The organism is Planococcus citreus (assembly GCF_003664125.1).
In the GTDB taxonomy this organism is placed as follows: Bacteria; Bacillota; Bacilli; order Bacillales_A; family Planococcaceae; genus Planococcus; species Planococcus citreus.
Window position 1 is genome coordinate 1 of record NZ_RCCP01000001.1, and the last position, 14,120, is coordinate 14,120.

Annotated in this window: 17 protein-coding genes and 1 riboswitch; of the genes, 9 read left to right on the forward strand and 8 right to left on the reverse strand. The window is 48.0% G+C overall.

Translation table 11 applies throughout. The annotated features are described in order from the left end of the window. Both DFR62_RS00005 and DFR62_RS00010 read left to right on the forward strand, forming a co-directional pair. On the forward strand, positions 1-483 hold a 483-nt coding region (locus DFR62_RS00005), incomplete at its 5' end, for a citrate/2-methylcitrate synthase (RefSeq protein WP_279633917.1). 160 nt (positions 484-643) lie between these two features. After that, the gene (locus tag DFR62_RS00010) at positions 644-2,104 is read left to right on the forward strand and encodes a protein adenylyltransferase SelO (protein ID WP_121297482.1); all 1,461 of its coding nucleotides are present in this window, start codon (positions 644-646) and stop codon (positions 2,102-2,104) included. A 62-nt stretch (positions 2,105-2,166) separates the two neighbouring features. Here the strand turns inward: DFR62_RS00010 and DFR62_RS00015 are convergent, their stop codons facing one another. Beyond that, a complete protein-coding gene (locus tag DFR62_RS00015) occupies positions 2,167-2,379 on the reverse strand; it encodes a hypothetical protein (RefSeq protein ID WP_121297483.1) in 213 nt (70 codons plus the stop codon). 182 nt (positions 2,380-2,561) lie between these two features. Further along, positions 2,562-2,666, forward strand: a riboswitch (TPP riboswitch). Between the two features lie 80 nt (positions 2,667-2,746). On the opposite strand from DFR62_RS00015, the gene DFR62_RS00020 reads away from it, so the two are divergent. Continuing rightward, the gene (locus tag DFR62_RS00020; RefSeq protein ID WP_121297484.1) at positions 2,747-3,352 is read left to right on the forward strand and encodes a YkoF family thiamine/hydroxymethylpyrimidine-binding protein; all 606 of its coding nucleotides are present in this window, start codon (positions 2,747-2,749) and stop codon (positions 3,350-3,352) included. A gap of 120 nt (positions 3,353-3,472) precedes the next feature. Here the strand turns inward: DFR62_RS00020 and DFR62_RS00025 are convergent, their stop codons facing one another. From DFR62_RS00025 to DFR62_RS00035, 3 genes are all read right to left on the reverse strand, one after another. Continuing rightward, a complete protein-coding gene (locus tag DFR62_RS00025; RefSeq protein WP_121297485.1) occupies positions 3,473-3,892 on the reverse strand; it encodes a sporulation protein in 420 nt (139 codons plus the stop codon). 67 nt (positions 3,893-3,959) lie between these two features. Then, entirely contained in the window at positions 3,960-5,150 is a 1,191-nt protein-coding gene (locus tag DFR62_RS00030; RefSeq protein WP_121297486.1) for an AI-2E family transporter, read from the reverse strand. A 57-nt stretch (positions 5,151-5,207) separates the two neighbouring features. After that, positions 5,208-6,152, reverse strand: coding sequence for an LCP family protein (locus DFR62_RS00035; protein WP_121297487.1), 945 nt, complete (start codon positions 6,150-6,152; stop codon positions 5,208-5,210). A 235-nt stretch (positions 6,153-6,387) separates the two neighbouring features. Here DFR62_RS00035 and msrA point away from each other — a divergent pair, with 235 nt between their 5' ends. Then, entirely contained in the window at positions 6,388-6,918 is a 531-nt protein-coding gene (gene msrA, locus DFR62_RS00040; RefSeq protein ID WP_121297488.1) for a peptide-methionine (S)-S-oxide reductase MsrA, read from the forward strand. Positions 6,919-7,077: 159 nt separating this feature from the next. Beyond that, on the forward strand, positions 7,078-7,377 hold the full coding sequence (locus tag DFR62_RS00045; protein WP_121297489.1) for a hypothetical protein: 300 nt from the start codon (positions 7,078-7,080) through the stop codon (positions 7,375-7,377). On the opposite strand, the gene DFR62_RS00050 is transcribed toward DFR62_RS00045, so the two are convergent. Then, positions 7,361-8,533 carry an MFS transporter gene (locus DFR62_RS00050; protein ID WP_121297490.1) on the reverse strand — a complete coding sequence of 391 codons (1,173 nt, stop codon included), beginning with the start codon at positions 8,531-8,533 and terminating at the stop codon, positions 7,361-7,363. The two genes, DFR62_RS00045 and DFR62_RS00050, sit on opposite strands and share 17 nt — an antisense overlap. 85 nt (positions 8,534-8,618) lie before the next feature. Here DFR62_RS00050 and DFR62_RS00055 point away from each other — a divergent pair, with 85 nt between their 5' ends. Then, a complete protein-coding gene (locus DFR62_RS00055; RefSeq protein ID WP_068869215.1) occupies positions 8,619-8,852 on the forward strand; it encodes a hypothetical protein in 234 nt (77 codons plus the stop codon). A gap of 106 nt (positions 8,853-8,958) precedes the next feature. Further along, on the forward strand, positions 8,959-10,566 hold the full coding sequence (locus tag DFR62_RS00060) for an ABC-F family ATP-binding cassette domain-containing protein (protein WP_121297491.1): 1,608 nt from the start codon (positions 8,959-8,961) through the stop codon (positions 10,564-10,566). Between the two features lie 62 nt (positions 10,567-10,628). On the opposite strand, the gene DFR62_RS00065 is transcribed toward DFR62_RS00060, so the two are convergent. The 3 genes from DFR62_RS00065 to DFR62_RS00075 all read right to left on the reverse strand — a co-directional run bounded on the left by DFR62_RS00065 (position 10,629) and on the right by DFR62_RS00075 (position 11,675). After that, complete coding sequence (locus DFR62_RS00065; RefSeq protein WP_121297492.1) at positions 10,629-11,105, reverse strand: YkvA family protein; 477 nt, start codon at positions 11,103-11,105, stop codon at positions 10,629-10,631. A 24-nt stretch (positions 11,106-11,129) separates the two neighbouring features. Then, positions 11,130-11,336, reverse strand: coding sequence for a cold-shock protein (locus DFR62_RS00070; RefSeq protein WP_121297493.1), 207 nt, complete (start codon positions 11,334-11,336; stop codon positions 11,130-11,132). 138 nt (positions 11,337-11,474) lie between these two features. Continuing rightward, the gene (locus tag DFR62_RS00075; RefSeq protein ID WP_033541967.1) at positions 11,475-11,675 is read right to left on the reverse strand and encodes a cold-shock protein; all 201 of its coding nucleotides are present in this window, start codon (positions 11,673-11,675) and stop codon (positions 11,475-11,477) included. Positions 11,676-12,091: 416 nt separating this feature from the next. Here DFR62_RS00075 and DFR62_RS00080 point away from each other — a divergent pair, with 416 nt between their 5' ends. Further along, the gene (locus tag DFR62_RS00080) at positions 12,092-12,796 is read left to right on the forward strand and encodes a 5-bromo-4-chloroindolyl phosphate hydrolysis family protein (protein WP_121297494.1); all 705 of its coding nucleotides are present in this window, start codon (positions 12,092-12,094) and stop codon (positions 12,794-12,796) included. Beyond that, a complete protein-coding gene (locus tag DFR62_RS00085; RefSeq protein WP_421958170.1) occupies positions 12,717-13,940 on the forward strand; it encodes a toxic anion resistance protein in 1,224 nt (407 codons plus the stop codon). Before DFR62_RS00080 ends, DFR62_RS00085 begins: the two co-directional genes overlap by 80 nt. Positions 13,941-14,120 lie beyond the last annotated feature (180 nt).

Sequence of the window (14,120 nt, forward strand, 5' to 3'; positions counted from 1 at the left end):
GCCTTGAAAGGCCCACTTCATGGCGGCGCCAACGAGCAAGTCATGAAGATGCTCACAGAAATCGGGTCGGTCGACAACGTCGAGCCGGTCATCAACGAAAAACTGGCGAACAAAGAGAAAATCATGGGCTTCGGCCACCGCGTCTATCAACAAGGCGACCCACGTGCGAAGCACTTGCGTGAAATGTCGAAAAAGCTCACCGAGCTTCGCGGCGAATCGAAGTGGTACGACATGTCCGTCAAGATCGAAGAAATGGTGACAAGCGCCAAACCGCTTCCACCAAACGTCGATTTCTATTCGGCATCTGTATACCACTCGTTGAATATCGAGCATGATTTGTTCACGCCGATCTTCGCGGTCTCCCGTGCGTCGGGCTGGCTCGCGCACATCTTGGAGCAATACTCGAACAACCGCCTGATCCGCCCGCGTGCAGAATACATCGGGCCTGGCATGCAGACTTACGTGCCGGTTGAAGAACGTTAAGACGATGACCAAAAGCTTGAGCCGCAGCACCTTTTAATAGGTGTACGGCTCAAGCTTTTCTATTTGCACGAGCCAACCCGCTATGGTTGTTTCAAGGATTTCATTACGGCTATAATAATATAAAGACATGCCCGACAAATTGTAGATAGGAGGCGCTCCCATGAATTACACAGAAACCGGCTGGAAACTGAAGAATAGTTATGCAGGCCTGCCGAAAACTTTATATGCCCCGATGGAGGCCAATCCGGTTTCATCGCCTGAACTCGTTATCGCAAACCGAGCATTGGCAAAATCACTTGGCCTGGACCCAGCACGGCTAGACAGCCCTGAATCACTTCAAATATTTGCAGGCAATCAATTTCCTGAAGGCAGCTTCCCGCTCGCCCAAGCCTATGCCGGCCATCAATTCGGCCAATTTACTATGCTCGGCGACGGCCGTGCCATCTTAATCGGTGAACAGCAAACACCGGATGGCGAGATTTTCGATGTCCAATTAAAAGGCGCCGGCATCACGCCTTTTTCCAGAAGCGGAGACGGCCGTGCGGCACTCGGGCCCATGCTGCGGGAATACATTATCAGCGAAAGCATGCATGCGCTCGGAATTCCAACGAGCAGAAGCCTTGCAGTTGTGTTGACAGGAGAAAAGATTCAGCGCTACTCTGCAGAACCTGGAGCGATCCTGACGCGGGTGGCCTCAAGCCATATCCGTGTCGGCACTTTTCAATTCGCAGCGAAATACCGTTCGACTGAAGATTTGAAAGCTTTGGCGGATTATACGATCAAACGGCATTTCCCAGAAATCTCCGGTCCAGACCGCTATATCGAATTATTCCGCCAGACAGCGCAGCGGCAAGCTTCACTCATCGCGAAATGGCAGCTCGCCGGTTTTGTCCACGGCGTCATGAATACGGACAATATGGCGATCAGCGGCGAAACGATCGACTATGGCCCGTGCGCTTTTCTGGACCGCTATGATGAATCCGCGGTCTTCAGCTCGATTGATGCTGGCGGCCGTTATGCTTATCGCAACCAGCCGCTCATCGGCGGATGGAATTTAGCGCGTTTTGCAGAGTCCCTGTTTCCTCTTTTAGATGAGATTCCGGAAAAACAGGCCTTGTCGTCTCTCCAAGGAGCGCTCGAGGAATATGTAAATTCGCAAAAGCAATTATATTTGGCAGGCATGCGCGAAAAACTCGGCTTGTTTACAGAAACGCCAGAAGATGAACAATTGATCGATGCGTTGCTGGAATTGATGCAGGAAAAGCAAGCGGATTATACCAATACATTCCGTTCCTTGACCTTCGAAGCAGTTGAAGAGCCCCAACTGGCAAACGACCCGGCTTTTAAAGCCTGGCACAACCGCTATAAAGCCCGCCAGCAACAAGAAGGCCGCCCAGCACAAGAAATTCTGGAATTGATGAAAAGCCGGAATCCGGCCGTCATCCCGCGCAACCACCGCGTGGAAGCGGCACTGGAAGCGGCAGCGCAAGGCGATTATGAAGTGATGGAAAAGCTTTTGGATATCCTTCGAAATCCATATGCCCATTCCGAAGAACAGCAGCCCTATACGGCCCCTCCACCGCCTTCGACGCCTCCATACCAGACCTATTGCGGAACATGAACCAAAAAATCCCCTGCCTTTTCATCGGCAGGGGATTTTCTCTATTGCGCTTGTCTGTTCGATCACTGTCCGTCTGTGACTTCAGTGACACTGACCATTTTCACTTCGTCCATCTTGAATTGGTAATACGTATCGTTGTCGCCGATAAATTCGCGGAAATCATCCGCATCCAGACCGCTGACCGCTTGTTTTGGGGTATCTGCTTCGACGGTGCTGACCGCTTCGACGCCTGCGCCGAAATGATAAACGACGCGGAATTTTTTTGTTGATGCCATAATAATTGGATTCCTCCTCAAATGCTTGTCTGCTTTAGGTTTACCCGATTTTTTAGGGAGTATTCACCTCAGCCATCACTTTCTCATTGTCGTTGAAAATAGTAGAACCCCTTTACTTGGAAAAGTATTTGGCTTAGACTTTAGCCATCGGGCAAACCCGACACTTAAAACCGCATACCGTTTTTCTGCACTGGGGGTGCATGTTTTGCTGAGATGAGAGCTTTCGCTCCGATCCCTTATGACTCGATCAGGTTAGGACCTGCGTGAGGAAGTGCGGTGACTTTCCGACATGACTACGAAGTAAGGTAAAGTGGCTGCATCTTCACGGATGCGGCTTTTTTGTGCATATTTTTAGGAGGGATTCTAAATGGAACCAACTTCATGCGGCACCAGCCCGATCGTCGGATTTCGCTTTTCCTTGCATCCGATGAGCGGCAATTTTATCAAGATCATCAAAAGCGCGTTAAAGGATACCGATACATCCCATGTGTGGATGCAAACCGATGATGTCTCCACCGTCATCCGGGGCAAACAACAGCATGTCTTCAATGTTGCGAAGGCGCTCACTCTTCATGCGGCGAAGACAAAGGAACATATCGCCCTGTCCGGCACCTTTTCAGCTGGATGTCCTGGAGATACCGCGGGCGATGTGTATTTGGAGACACCCGCTAAACCGGCAAACCAAGACCGTACCGAGCAATATGTTTCATCGCAATTCGCGCTTTACCCGATGAACAACCCCGACTATATGGATGTCATCTACCGCGAAGTGGAACGTGCAAAAGAGTTCGGCGTGTGGAACGATTCCATGCAATACGCTAGCGGCATTCACGGGGATATCCATGAGGTCTTTTCTTTTTATGAAACCTGCTTTTCGAGCGCACGCTCTGATCAATATCCCCATCTAGTGATGACCGTTTCCATGAGCATCAACAGTCCTTCACATAAAACGGGCGCTGAAAATTTTTCTTAAAGAATAAATTACCTTGTGACCCTAAATGTTGGTCATACAAAAACAACACCCCGCAGTTGGATCGTTCTCTGCTGGGAGTGTTGTTTTGGTTAACATAATAAGATTATCGTCAAACTGTTTTCAACTGTCGATTTTGCCGTAAGTGATTTCGTCTTCATCCTGTACATCAACGCCGTTTTTGACGTGGACAATGGTCCGCAAGATCAATTTGGCATTTACGTTTTCCAGCACCCACCGCTCATCTGGGACAATCTCGAATTGCTGCATGACGGTGTTCTTCGATTTCACGGCCCCTGCAAATTCCAAGCTCTGCTTGGCAACTGGCGTTTCATAAAAGTCGAAATCACTGTCCTCCCGGTAATCTTCCACTAAGCGAATCACTTGCAGTTCGATATAATCGATTTCCTGATCGCCGCTTCCACCGTCTAAATAGACAGTCCCATTCAATGTTTCGCCTTCTTCAAGATGCGGCCTTTCCACTACAGTGTCCACTTTGATCGAACCGATGCCGATCGAAGATAAAAAGTCTTTGAATTTCATAAAAATCTATACCCCCAAAATTTGATAATTCTCCATACCACTTTTTCCTTGCCTCTAAACGGCACTCTTAAAGCTCAGTATAATCGTATTGTTTATCCAAGTCTGTCTCATAGCGGTTATAACGCCGTTTGAACAACTTGTACAAATGGCTGACGATGACCCGCAGCAACGCATACATCGGGATCCCCAAAATGACCCCGACGACCCCAAACAAGGAGCCTGCCGTCAATAGGACGAAAATGATCGTGACAGGGTGGATGTACATCGTCTTGCCCATTACTTGCGGCGAGATCAAATTACCCTCCACTAGCTGCACGACGGTCCACACAATCGCCAGTTTCACGAGCATGAACGGCGAGGTAACAAGTGCAATGATCGCAGCGGGCGTAATCGCGATTGCTGGACCGATATAAGGAACGATACTGGTCACCATCGCCAAGGCGCCAAGCAGCAGCGCATAATCCATGCCGATGATCAAAAAGCCGATATAGACCATTACGCCGATGCAGAATGCCACGATGAGCTGGCCTTGAATATATGCCCCCAATTGCTTGTCTGCATCCTTTAAAACTTCTCTTGTATCGTCGCGGAACCTCGGCGGCAACAGTTTCAGGAAATAGTCCGGAAGCTTATCGCCATCTTTCAATAAATAGAACAGGATAAACGGAACGATGACAATCGACAAGATAACGCCCGTAATGGTTGAAATCCAGCTGGTGACGCGCGAAATGATGCCTGTCACTGTCGCTTGCAATGTATCCGCGATGCTGGTCGGCAAAGTGGCGATCAACGCTTCGATATTGAAGCTTGAATCCCGGTAATAATCACCGACAAAGGAATTGCGCAAGAACTGGTCGATATTATTCAATAAGCGCATGAAATAATCCGGAAATTCCTCGATCAAGTTCTGGAACTGGTCCCTTAAAAATGGAAACACAAGGACGCTCAACAACGTCAAGAGCCCGATGCCCCCGAGGAAGATAATGAGAATGCCCCAAATTCTCGGGATCTTGAACCGTTCCAGCAACCGCAACACCGGCCGCAGCAAATAAAATAGGATAAGCGCCAGGACGACCGGCAAGACGACCGTTTTCATGAATACATTGAGTGGGTTGAAGATGAACGACACTTCCCTGAAGATGAACACGACAAGCCCGATCAAAATTAAAATCAATAAAGTAAAGAACGTATTCCTTCCGCCCAGAAAGCGGATATAGTTGGTAGCGAAAAACGGCGGTCTATTGTCATCTGGCGGCATGGCGATCCCCTTCTTTATACAGGCTTCTACCTGTAGTTTACCATATTATCTGAAAAATTAGTTGAGTGGCTGAGACAAAAATTCTTCCAGCGCACGGCGGTTTTGCTCTATATCGATTTCCAGAACAGAGCCCGCTTGCGGATAATTCGCATAGCTGTAGCCGCCTTCAACCGGAATCGTCAAGCGTTCGATTTCGCCGCTGCCACCGGTTCCGAGCTGTGTCGCCAATTTGATTTGGTCGACCAAAGGCATATCGGTCTGCACATAGCCTTGTGCAGCTCCAGCTAGTTTCGGCAGTTTCGGGATTGACGATACGCTGATCAATTCATCTTTCAATGCGGCAATTACTTGCTGCTGACGGCGCACACGGCCGAAGTCGCCTTCATTATCCGAACGGAAGCGCGCGTAGCCTAGCAATTCCTGGCCGTTCAACTGCTGGACGCCGGGAGACAAAGTCACGCCGATTTTCTCGGACATTTCTTTTTCAACGTCGATTTCAACACCGCCTGGCGCTGCGATATCGACGAGCGTTTCAAAGCTCTTGAAGTCAACCAGCGCGTAATTATGAATTTCGACGCCAAACATTTCACGCAAAGTCGATGCCAGCAAGTCGACACCTCCCAAATAATACGCTGTATTCAATTTATAGGATTGATAGCCAGGGATATCCGCATAAATATCTCGCATGAACGACGTGATCTTCACTTCATTGTTTTCACGGTCGTGGGTCACCATCATCATCGTATCCGTACGGGACTGCTCTTCCCCACGCGAATCCACCCCGAGTACGAGGATATTCTGGTACCCGCTGTTGTCTTCATCTCCTGAAAATGGTTCCGGTTCAATTTCGGTTTCGCCGGCTATGTTCTGTCCCTGTTGATATTGGATGAAAAAGTAAATTCCCGCACCGAGCAATAAAATGATCAATAATAAGAAAAGTTTGCCTCTCGGGCGGAAACGTTTGCGTTTTCTGGTCTGCCTCGTTTCGTATTGTTCTTCCATGATGTTTACATTCCTTTCTGAGCTGTAGCAATTGATTAGACGCACATGAATGAAGCAAGGTTTCCCCTTGCAACACGTTTTTATTGTCTGTGCTTGGCTGGAGTGGTAAAATTCTTCTTATTCTCAGGCGCTATTTCCCATCCCCAGTCAAACATCCAGCTGGCTGATGCCCAAAGCTGCATGCATTGTATAGGGATGGTGGCTGCCAGTATAATAAATAGAGGGAGGCAATCCGATGTTTGAAAAAGCAACATTCGCTGGTGGCTGTTTTTGGTGTATGGTCAAGCCTTTCGATCAATTCGATGGCATTGAATCCGTGGTTTCTGGATATACAGGCGGCCATTTGGCGAATCCTTCATACGAGCAAGTGAAAAACGGCTATTCCGGTCATTTGGAAGCGGTCGAAATCACTTTCGATCCAGCGGTCTTCCCGTACGAACAGTTACTGGACATTTTTTGGCAGCAAATTGACCCAACCGATAATGACGGCCAGTTCCAAGATCGCGGGGCTTCCTATCGTCCGGCTATTTTCGTCCACAATGAAGCGCAGCGGCAAATAGCGCTTGCTTCCAGAAAACAGCTCGACGCAAGCGGCCGTTTCGATAAGCCGGTCATCACTGAGATCCAAGATGCTGAGCCTTTCTATCCGGCAGAAGACTATCACCAGGATTTCTACCTGAAAAATCCTGAACATTATGCCCAGGACCGCGCCGAATCCGGTCGCGATGAGTTTTTAACTGCTGTGTGGAAGAAAGCCGACGCCTAATGCGCCGGCTTTTTCTAGTTGTATAAAACTGTGAAAAAACCTAAATCATTTTCACGCTCCACATGGCTTCCATATTTTTCATTGACAGATTATTCACTTAGTTTAAAATCAGGATACGCGGGTCTTCCCGCCATACTGCGTTAAACAGGAGGCTCCCTTATGAAATGGCTCAGCACATTGGACATCTTTTTCGTGCAATTAATCCTTTTTCCGCCGTTTGTCATTCTGCTTGGCGTCGCATCCGCTATCCTAGCCAGCCGGATATTCATCGGGCCCCTCATCACGCTCGTTACAGCGCTTGAACTGAATTATTGGTATTTCTCAACTATCCTTCCAGAGGCGGAGATCCCCCTGATGATGATTGCTTCATGGGCAGTCCTGTTCCCGCTTTTGTCGCTTTATTTTTCATGGATGGCGCTGGCCCCGCCCAATAAACAAACCATTAAGGCTCTCGATTGAGCAAGTAAGCAAAAAAGATCATGAAAAAGACGAATGCCAAGAACAACCATAAAGTAATATCGTGGTTCCCTGTCTGGTCATAAACCACTCCGATGATAAAAGGCATGAATGCCGAAATTAAATAACCGCCGGACTGGGTCATGGCAGCCCAACTATTGGCTTCGTCAGCAGAATCCGTCGCATCGAGCGGCAAAAGCAACGCGATCGGGAATAGACCACCAAGCGCCACGCCGATTAAAGCGGCTGCCAGCCACACCGACCAAGTTCCTGCAAACATCAACAATAGGATGCCGGCAGTCCCGAACGCAAGCACTGCCAATACCCACAGGAAGCGATTCGGATAACGGCTGAATAGCAGCGGGATCGAAATATTGCAGATAATCTGCACCGCCGTCATGACGGTAACGACAGCTCCTGCCGACAGCACGCTCAAGCCCTTGTCGATCGCAATGGGCGCGAGCCATGTCAGCATCGAGAAAAAGAAAGCAGATTGGAAGCCGAAGAACAAAAGCATATACCAAGCCTTCACATTTTTCCACGGGCTTCCGCTGATCGGCAATGAATCATCCGGCAGTTGTTCTGACTTTGCTTCCACTTCAGGCATTCTCAACCATACGATAAGTGCGGCGAGCGCCAAGCCTGACCAAACCGCAAGTCCCGCCGGCCATCCAGAAGCCGCATAGACAACACTCGTCAATCCTGCGGCTAATGTCGCACCGAGCCCCATGCCGAACGAATAGATCCCGATCAAGGAAGCTGTCCGGGTCGGGAAATCCCGTTTGATCATTGCAGACAACATCGGCCCGATGATGGCGATCGCGATGCCGATGAAAAACGAACTAAGCAATAAATTGAAATAGCTTGGCCAAAAGCCGCGCCCTAAAGTGAAAATGCCGATAACTACCAGCAAAAAGCCGATGGAACGCTTCAAGCCAAAGCGCCGGTTGAAGACGATCGCAAACGGCGCGAATACCCCCATGCATAGGACGGGCACAGCGGTCAATAAACTGACTTGTCCGTTGGTCAGCATGAGATCCGAGCGAATCGGCTCGAGCATCGGGCCGATTGAAGAAATGGCCGGCCGCAAATTGAGCGCCACTAAAAGGATGGCGAAAATGATGCCGGTCAAAGTAGATTTTTTTCCAACTTCCTTCATATTTTTCTCTCCTTATCCCCCGACACCAAACTTGTGTTCCTGCCATCGCTTCCCTTAAAATAAGACTGGAAAGGCGGGTTGCTGGATGAAGCTCATAAATTGGAGCTACGCAAAACGATACAATATTAAAGCCACTTTTGATGAATTTCCGCACGTCGTCGTGCTGTTCCGCCAGATCGGCGGCTATTACTTTATTTTCTCGATGAAAGGCCTGACGCCGGAACACGTTCCAGGCAGGCGCGAATATGTACAGATGGAATACCTTCTGAATAAAGAACTCGGCCAATTGGATGCTTATCTCCGCAGAAAAAGCCGTTAACACTTGTCCTTTATTAGTTTAGCCGACACGGGCTTTGAACGCTACCGGTTTAGGGCGTATTCGTGTTATACTATTCATATTGTGAATTTTAGGAGGACGAATAATAATGATAGCAGTAAATGATGTATCCTTGCGTTTTGGCGACCGCAAATTATTTGAAGATGTCAACATCCAGTTCAACCCGGGCAATTGCTACGGCTTAATCGGAGCGAACGGTGCCGGTAAATCGACGTTCATCAAGATTCTTGCCGGCGAACTTGAAGCACAATCCGGCAATGTCTCTATGGGCTCTGGCGAACGCCTCGCCGTATTGAAGCAAAACCACTTTGAGTACGAAGAATATGCAGTTCTTGAGACAGTCATCATGGGCCATAAAAAGCTCTACGAGGTCATGTCCGAGAAGAATGCCATTTATATGAAAGAAGACTTCTCTGACGAGGACGGCATGCGTGCAGCTGAACTTGAAGGCGAATTCGCGGAACTGAACGGCTGGGAAGCTGAATCCGAAGCCGCCATCCTGTTGCAGGGCCTTGGCATTTCCGAAGATCTCCACGACAAGAAAATGGCGGAACTCTCCGGGTCCGATAAAGTCAAAGTTCTTTTGGCACAAGCTCTATTCGGCAAACCGGATGTTCTTCTTCTGGATGAGCCGACCAACCATTTGGATTTGAAAGCCATCCAATGGCTTGAAGAATTCCTGATCAACTTTGACAACACTGTCATCGTTGTATCGCATGACCGCCACTTCCTTAATAAAGTATGTACCCATATCGCCGACCTCGATTTCGGGAAAATCCAGCTCTATGTCGGCAACTACGACTTCTGGTATGAATCCAGCCAATTGGCAACTCGCCTGGCATCCGACCAGAATGCGAAAAAAGAAGAAAAAATCAAAGAGCTCCAGGCCTTTATTGCCCGTTTCTCTGCCAACGCCTCAAAATCCAAGCAGGCGACCTCACGGAAGAAAATGCTCGATAAAATCGAGTTGGACGATATCCGCCCGTCTTCCCGTAAATACCCATTCGTCAACTTCACCATCGGCCGCGAAATCGGCAACGATGTATTGACGGTAAAAGACCTGAGCCAAACAGTCGACGGCAATCAATTATTGAACAACATCAGCTTCAATATGAACAAAGACGACAAGATCGTCTTGATGGGCGACCCATTGGCGAAATCGGCGCTCCTTCGCGTACTTGCCGAAGAAGACGAGCCGGCTTCCGGTTCTGCCCGTTGGGGTGTCACCACTTCACGCGCCTACTTGCCAATCGACAATACCGAATACTTCGAAGGCAGTGAAACTTCCTTGGTGGATTGGCTCCGCCAGTATTCACCGGAAGATGAAAGCGAAACATTCCTTCGCGGCTTCCTTGGCAGAATGCTATTCTCTGGCGAAGAAGTGAAAAAGAAACCTTCTGTTTTGTCCGGTGGCGAAAAAGTACGCTGCATGCTATCAAAAATGATGCTGTCGCATGCCAACGTGCTGCTATTGGATGAGCCGACCAACCACTTGGACCTTGAATCGATCCAAGCCTTGAACAATGGCATGATCGCATTTAAAGGCGCCATGGTCTTCACTTCCCATGACCATCAGTTTATCCAGACGGTTGCTAACCGCGTCATCGAAATCCAGGAAGATGGCTCGATTCTCGACAAGCAATTGACTTACGATGAATTCTTGGAATGGAAAGAAACACAAGGCATCGCCAAATAATTTCCAGACATAGGAAAGCCCCTCAGAAATAAAATTTCTGAAGGGCTTTTTTTGTTTTGGTTTTATTTCAGGAAGCGTTTCACGGCTTTTCCGGCTGGCAACTTCGCTGCACAACGGTCCCCGGAATTCGCCAGTTTGCTGAGCACTTTCAACAGGTCTTCGTCTCCCGCCCAGTGCTCGGTCACAACTTCTTTCGGGAATCGGTTCAAGACCGTGTTGATGACGTATACTGCGACAATGACATCGTCCATGAATCCGCCTGGCCCGACTAAAATTTCCGGGAGAAAATCAATAGGCGCCATGAAATAAAGCACGCCAGCCCCAACGTAGGCTTTGCTTTTCTTATCGATCCGGCTGTCCAGCAGCAAGCGGGTCAATAAGTGGAAAAGGTCTGGTGCAAATAAGACGAACTGGCCAGCGGAATCCAGTTTTGATGATTTGCTCTCGAGCCAATTGTGTACCCTAACACGAAGCTTTTGATAGAAATCCTGTTGTTTCTCTTCACTTGGCAGTGGCTTTTTTAAATATTCGTTACCCATATGCGTTCCCCTTTCATCCGGCAGTTAGAAGACTAATGTAACGTTCGTCGCTACCCGTTCCTTGCCGGGAGCACCGTCGTAAATGGTAAATTCAACGTGTTGGTTCGGCATGAAGCGGCGGAAGCCTTCTTCATTGATGTTGATCGTTTCGAAATAGAACAATTCGCCTGTATCGCCTTCGATATAGCCGAATCCTTTGTCGTCATTAAATTCTTTGACTTTTCCTTGCATGGATAAATCCCCCTTCAATGTTCTTGGTATTCTAATTTAGATATACCCGACTAAGACCGGAGATTAAACAATGGAAACCGCCTAGGAAAAAATCCATCAAAAAAGAACTGCCATTACGGCAGTTCTTGGATTGGAGAATTAAAGTTTAGTTACGTTAGTAGCTTGAGGTCCGCGGTTGCCTTCCTCTACTTCAAATTCTACGCGCTGTCCTTCGTCAAGCGTTTTAAAGCCTTCGCCTTGAATCGCTGAGAAGTGTACGAATACGTCGTCGCCGCCTTCAACTTCGATGAAGCCAAAACCTTTTTCTGAGTTAAACCATTTTACTGTACCTTCTTGCATGTTAAATTACCTCCTGTGGTAAGAAAAATTTTTCAATATGCGAACTTTCATAAAAAAAATTCACATATTCCCAAAAGTACCGACACTTGCTGATCACTTTTGGGAATATGTGAATAGCTGTTGCGGAAGTTCGTATGTTGAATTACCTTAATTATATCAAATTGACTATAAAAGTCAAACAAATCTAAAAACTTTCTGAATTTTTTCCAAACTATTTTTTTGGCCTTCTAAAAAATCCTTATAAGCATTATGCCAAATTAATGGGAATTTGTAAAGCGCTAATGTGTCAGGCTGCTAACGGTCCGGAAGTTTGTATTGGCTCTCCCGTTCACGTAAAATAAGGGATAGAGACGCGCGCGATGAAACTTTTTCCTGCGCCGCACGTATAGTTTAGTAGCCGTTAAGGAGGTTAAAGCATGAAACCCATTAAGCCGATCGAAAACTTCATTAAAAGACAATCGGTCAGCCTCCCTCTCATGTCCGCTATGTTTCCGATCCTTTATTTAGGCGCGGAAATCGGGCTGCTTGCTTCTGGTGCAGTTGCTGCCGGCACCTATTTTGCCAGCAATACGTCGATGAAGCAATACCAGCTGTCGAGCGATTCCAAACAGCTCGGCATGACCAGAAGCGAATACCGGAATATCCGCGTGCAGATCAAGGAAGGCAAAGAAAAAATCAAAACCTTGCAAAGCCAATATTATAAAGTGCGTTCCATTTCCTCTTTCAAGCAATTAATGGATATGGTCAAAATCGCCAATAAAATTCTACTTATCGTCCAGCAAAACCCGCGCAAATTCTACTTGGCAGAACCGTTCTTCTATTCGCATCTAGATTCAGCCATCGAATTGACCGGCAAATATACATTATTGGTCGGGCAGCCCGTCAAAGACATGGAAATGCGCATTGCGCTCCAGGAAACGCGAGAAATGCTTCGTTCATTGCAGCAAGTAATGGAAGCCGACTTGAAGCGCGTGCTGTCTACGGATGTGGAGCAATTGCGCATGGAACTCGATTATGCGCGGCTCGCTGTCGACCAGCACAATACGAGAACGATCGACCAGCAACAGCAAATCGAACATAAAGGAGACATGGAAAATGACCAACAATCAGACGAGAAATGAGTTGGATGAGCTTCTTGGAACCCCTTTTGGCATGGAGCAAGCATCCCCGCAAACGCAGTTGGCGCAGACGGAAGGACAGCCTGTCGCGCTGCTCGACCGCCTGAGTGCCGAAGAACAGGAAAAAGCACGTGAATTGGCCAAACAGATCCCGACCGGCAACCGTGAAGCCATCCTCACATACGGTGCCAATGCCCAAAACCAACTGAGCCAGTTTTCGCATAAAATGCTCGATCATGTACAGCGAAAGGATATCGGCCCTGTCGGCGATGTGCTGCATGATCTCATGAAAAAGCTCGAACAGCTGAACCCGGAAGAACTGACGCAGAAAAAGCAAAAAGGGCTGCGCAAAGTGTTCAACCGCGCGAAGTATTCCGTCCAGGAAATGATGAGCAAATACCAAAAGTTAAGCACGCAAGTCGACCGCATCAGCATCCAGCTTGACCATTCAAAACGAGGCTTGTTGGAAGATGTCCAGATGCTCGAGCAATTATACGACCAGAACAAGACTTATTTCCAGGCTTTGAACGTCTATATCGCAGCAGCGGAAATCAAACGGGATGAGATCATGAACGAAACGATTCCGGCACTGCGCAAGAAAGCCGAAGCATCCAACGACCAGATGGCCTATCAGGAAGTGAACGATATGGTCCAGTATGTCGACCGCTTGGAAAAACGCCTGTATGACTTGCAATTGTCGCGCCAAATCACCATTCAAAGCGCGCCGCAGATCCGCATGATCCAACAGACCAACCAAACGCTCGCAGAAAAAATCCAATCATCGATCATGACATCCATTCCGTTATGGAAAAACCAGATTGCCATCGCTTTGACTTTAAACAAGCAGATGAAAGCGGTCGAAGCGCAAAAACAAGTGACCGCCACCACAAACGACCTGCTATTGAAAAACTCGGAAATGCTCAAGATGAATTCGATCGAAACCGCACGTGAAAACGAGCGCGGCATCGTCGAAATCGAGACCTTGAAGCAGACCCAGGAGAATTTGCTTGAAACGATCGAAGAAACATTGAAGATCCAGGCAGAAGGCCGACGCAACCGCAAAGCGGCAGAGCTTGAAATTGGCCGCATGGAAGAAGACTTGAAGCAACGCCTGCTTGCCATCCACGATGGCCAGGAAAAGAATTGATAAAAAACCCCTTCGCATTTTTTGCGAAGGGGTTTTTACAGAGTGTTGAAGAAGTCTATAAATCCATTGCGAAATAGAATGGAGTCGTTTTTTCTACATTCAATAATCAATGATCTTTCTAAGTGTTTGGAGAAGCGTTCGCTCGACTCCAGTGGATCAGCGAGACGACCGAGACCCCGC

What these genes read in the sequence shown, in the direction of transcription:
- DFR62_RS00070 (WP_121297493.1), bottom strand. Translation starts at nt 11,336, where the DNA reads ATGCAAGGAAAAGTCAAAGAATTTAATGACGACAAAGGATTCGGCTAT.
- DFR62_RS00060 (WP_121297491.1), top strand. Translation starts at nt 8,959, where the DNA reads ATGATAGCAGTAAATGATGTATCCTTGCGTTTTGGCGACCGCAAATTA.
- DFR62_RS00030 (WP_121297486.1), bottom strand. Translation starts at nt 5,150, where the DNA reads ATGCCGCCAGATGACAATAGACCGCCGTTTTTCGCTACCAACTATATC.
- DFR62_RS00065 (WP_121297492.1), bottom strand. Translation starts at nt 11,105, where the DNA reads ATGGGTAACGAATATTTAAAAAAGCCACTGCCAAGTGAAGAGAAACAA.
- DFR62_RS00050 (WP_121297490.1), bottom strand. Translation starts at nt 8,533, where the DNA reads ATGAAGGAAGTTGGAAAAAAATCTACTTTGACCGGCATCATTTTCGCC.
- DFR62_RS00015 (WP_121297483.1), bottom strand. Translation starts at nt 2,379, where the DNA reads ATGGCATCAACAAAAAAATTCCGCGTCGTTTATCATTTCGGCGCAGGC.
- DFR62_RS00080 (WP_121297494.1), top strand. Translation starts at nt 12,092, where the DNA reads ATGAAACCCATTAAGCCGATCGAAAACTTCATTAAAAGACAATCGGTC.
- DFR62_RS00045 (WP_121297489.1), top strand. Translation starts at nt 7,078, where the DNA reads ATGAAATGGCTCAGCACATTGGACATCTTTTTCGTGCAATTAATCCTT.
- msrA (WP_121297488.1), top strand. Translation starts at nt 6,388, where the DNA reads ATGTTTGAAAAAGCAACATTCGCTGGTGGCTGTTTTTGGTGTATGGTC.
- DFR62_RS00055 (WP_068869215.1), top strand. Translation starts at nt 8,619, where the DNA reads ATGAAGCTCATAAATTGGAGCTACGCAAAACGATACAATATTAAAGCC.
- DFR62_RS00075 (WP_033541967.1), bottom strand. Translation starts at nt 11,675, where the DNA reads ATGCAAGAAGGTACAGTAAAATGGTTTAACTCAGAAAAAGGTTTTGGC.
- DFR62_RS00025 (WP_121297485.1), bottom strand. Translation starts at nt 3,892, where the DNA reads ATGAAATTCAAAGACTTTTTATCTTCGATCGGCATCGGTTCGATCAAA.
- DFR62_RS00020 (WP_121297484.1), top strand. Translation starts at nt 2,747, where the DNA reads ATGGAACCAACTTCATGCGGCACCAGCCCGATCGTCGGATTTCGCTTT.
- DFR62_RS00010 (WP_121297482.1), top strand. Translation starts at nt 644, where the DNA reads ATGAATTACACAGAAACCGGCTGGAAACTGAAGAATAGTTATGCAGGC.
- DFR62_RS00035 (WP_121297487.1), bottom strand. Translation starts at nt 6,152, where the DNA reads ATGGAAGAACAATACGAAACGAGGCAGACCAGAAAACGCAAACGTTTC.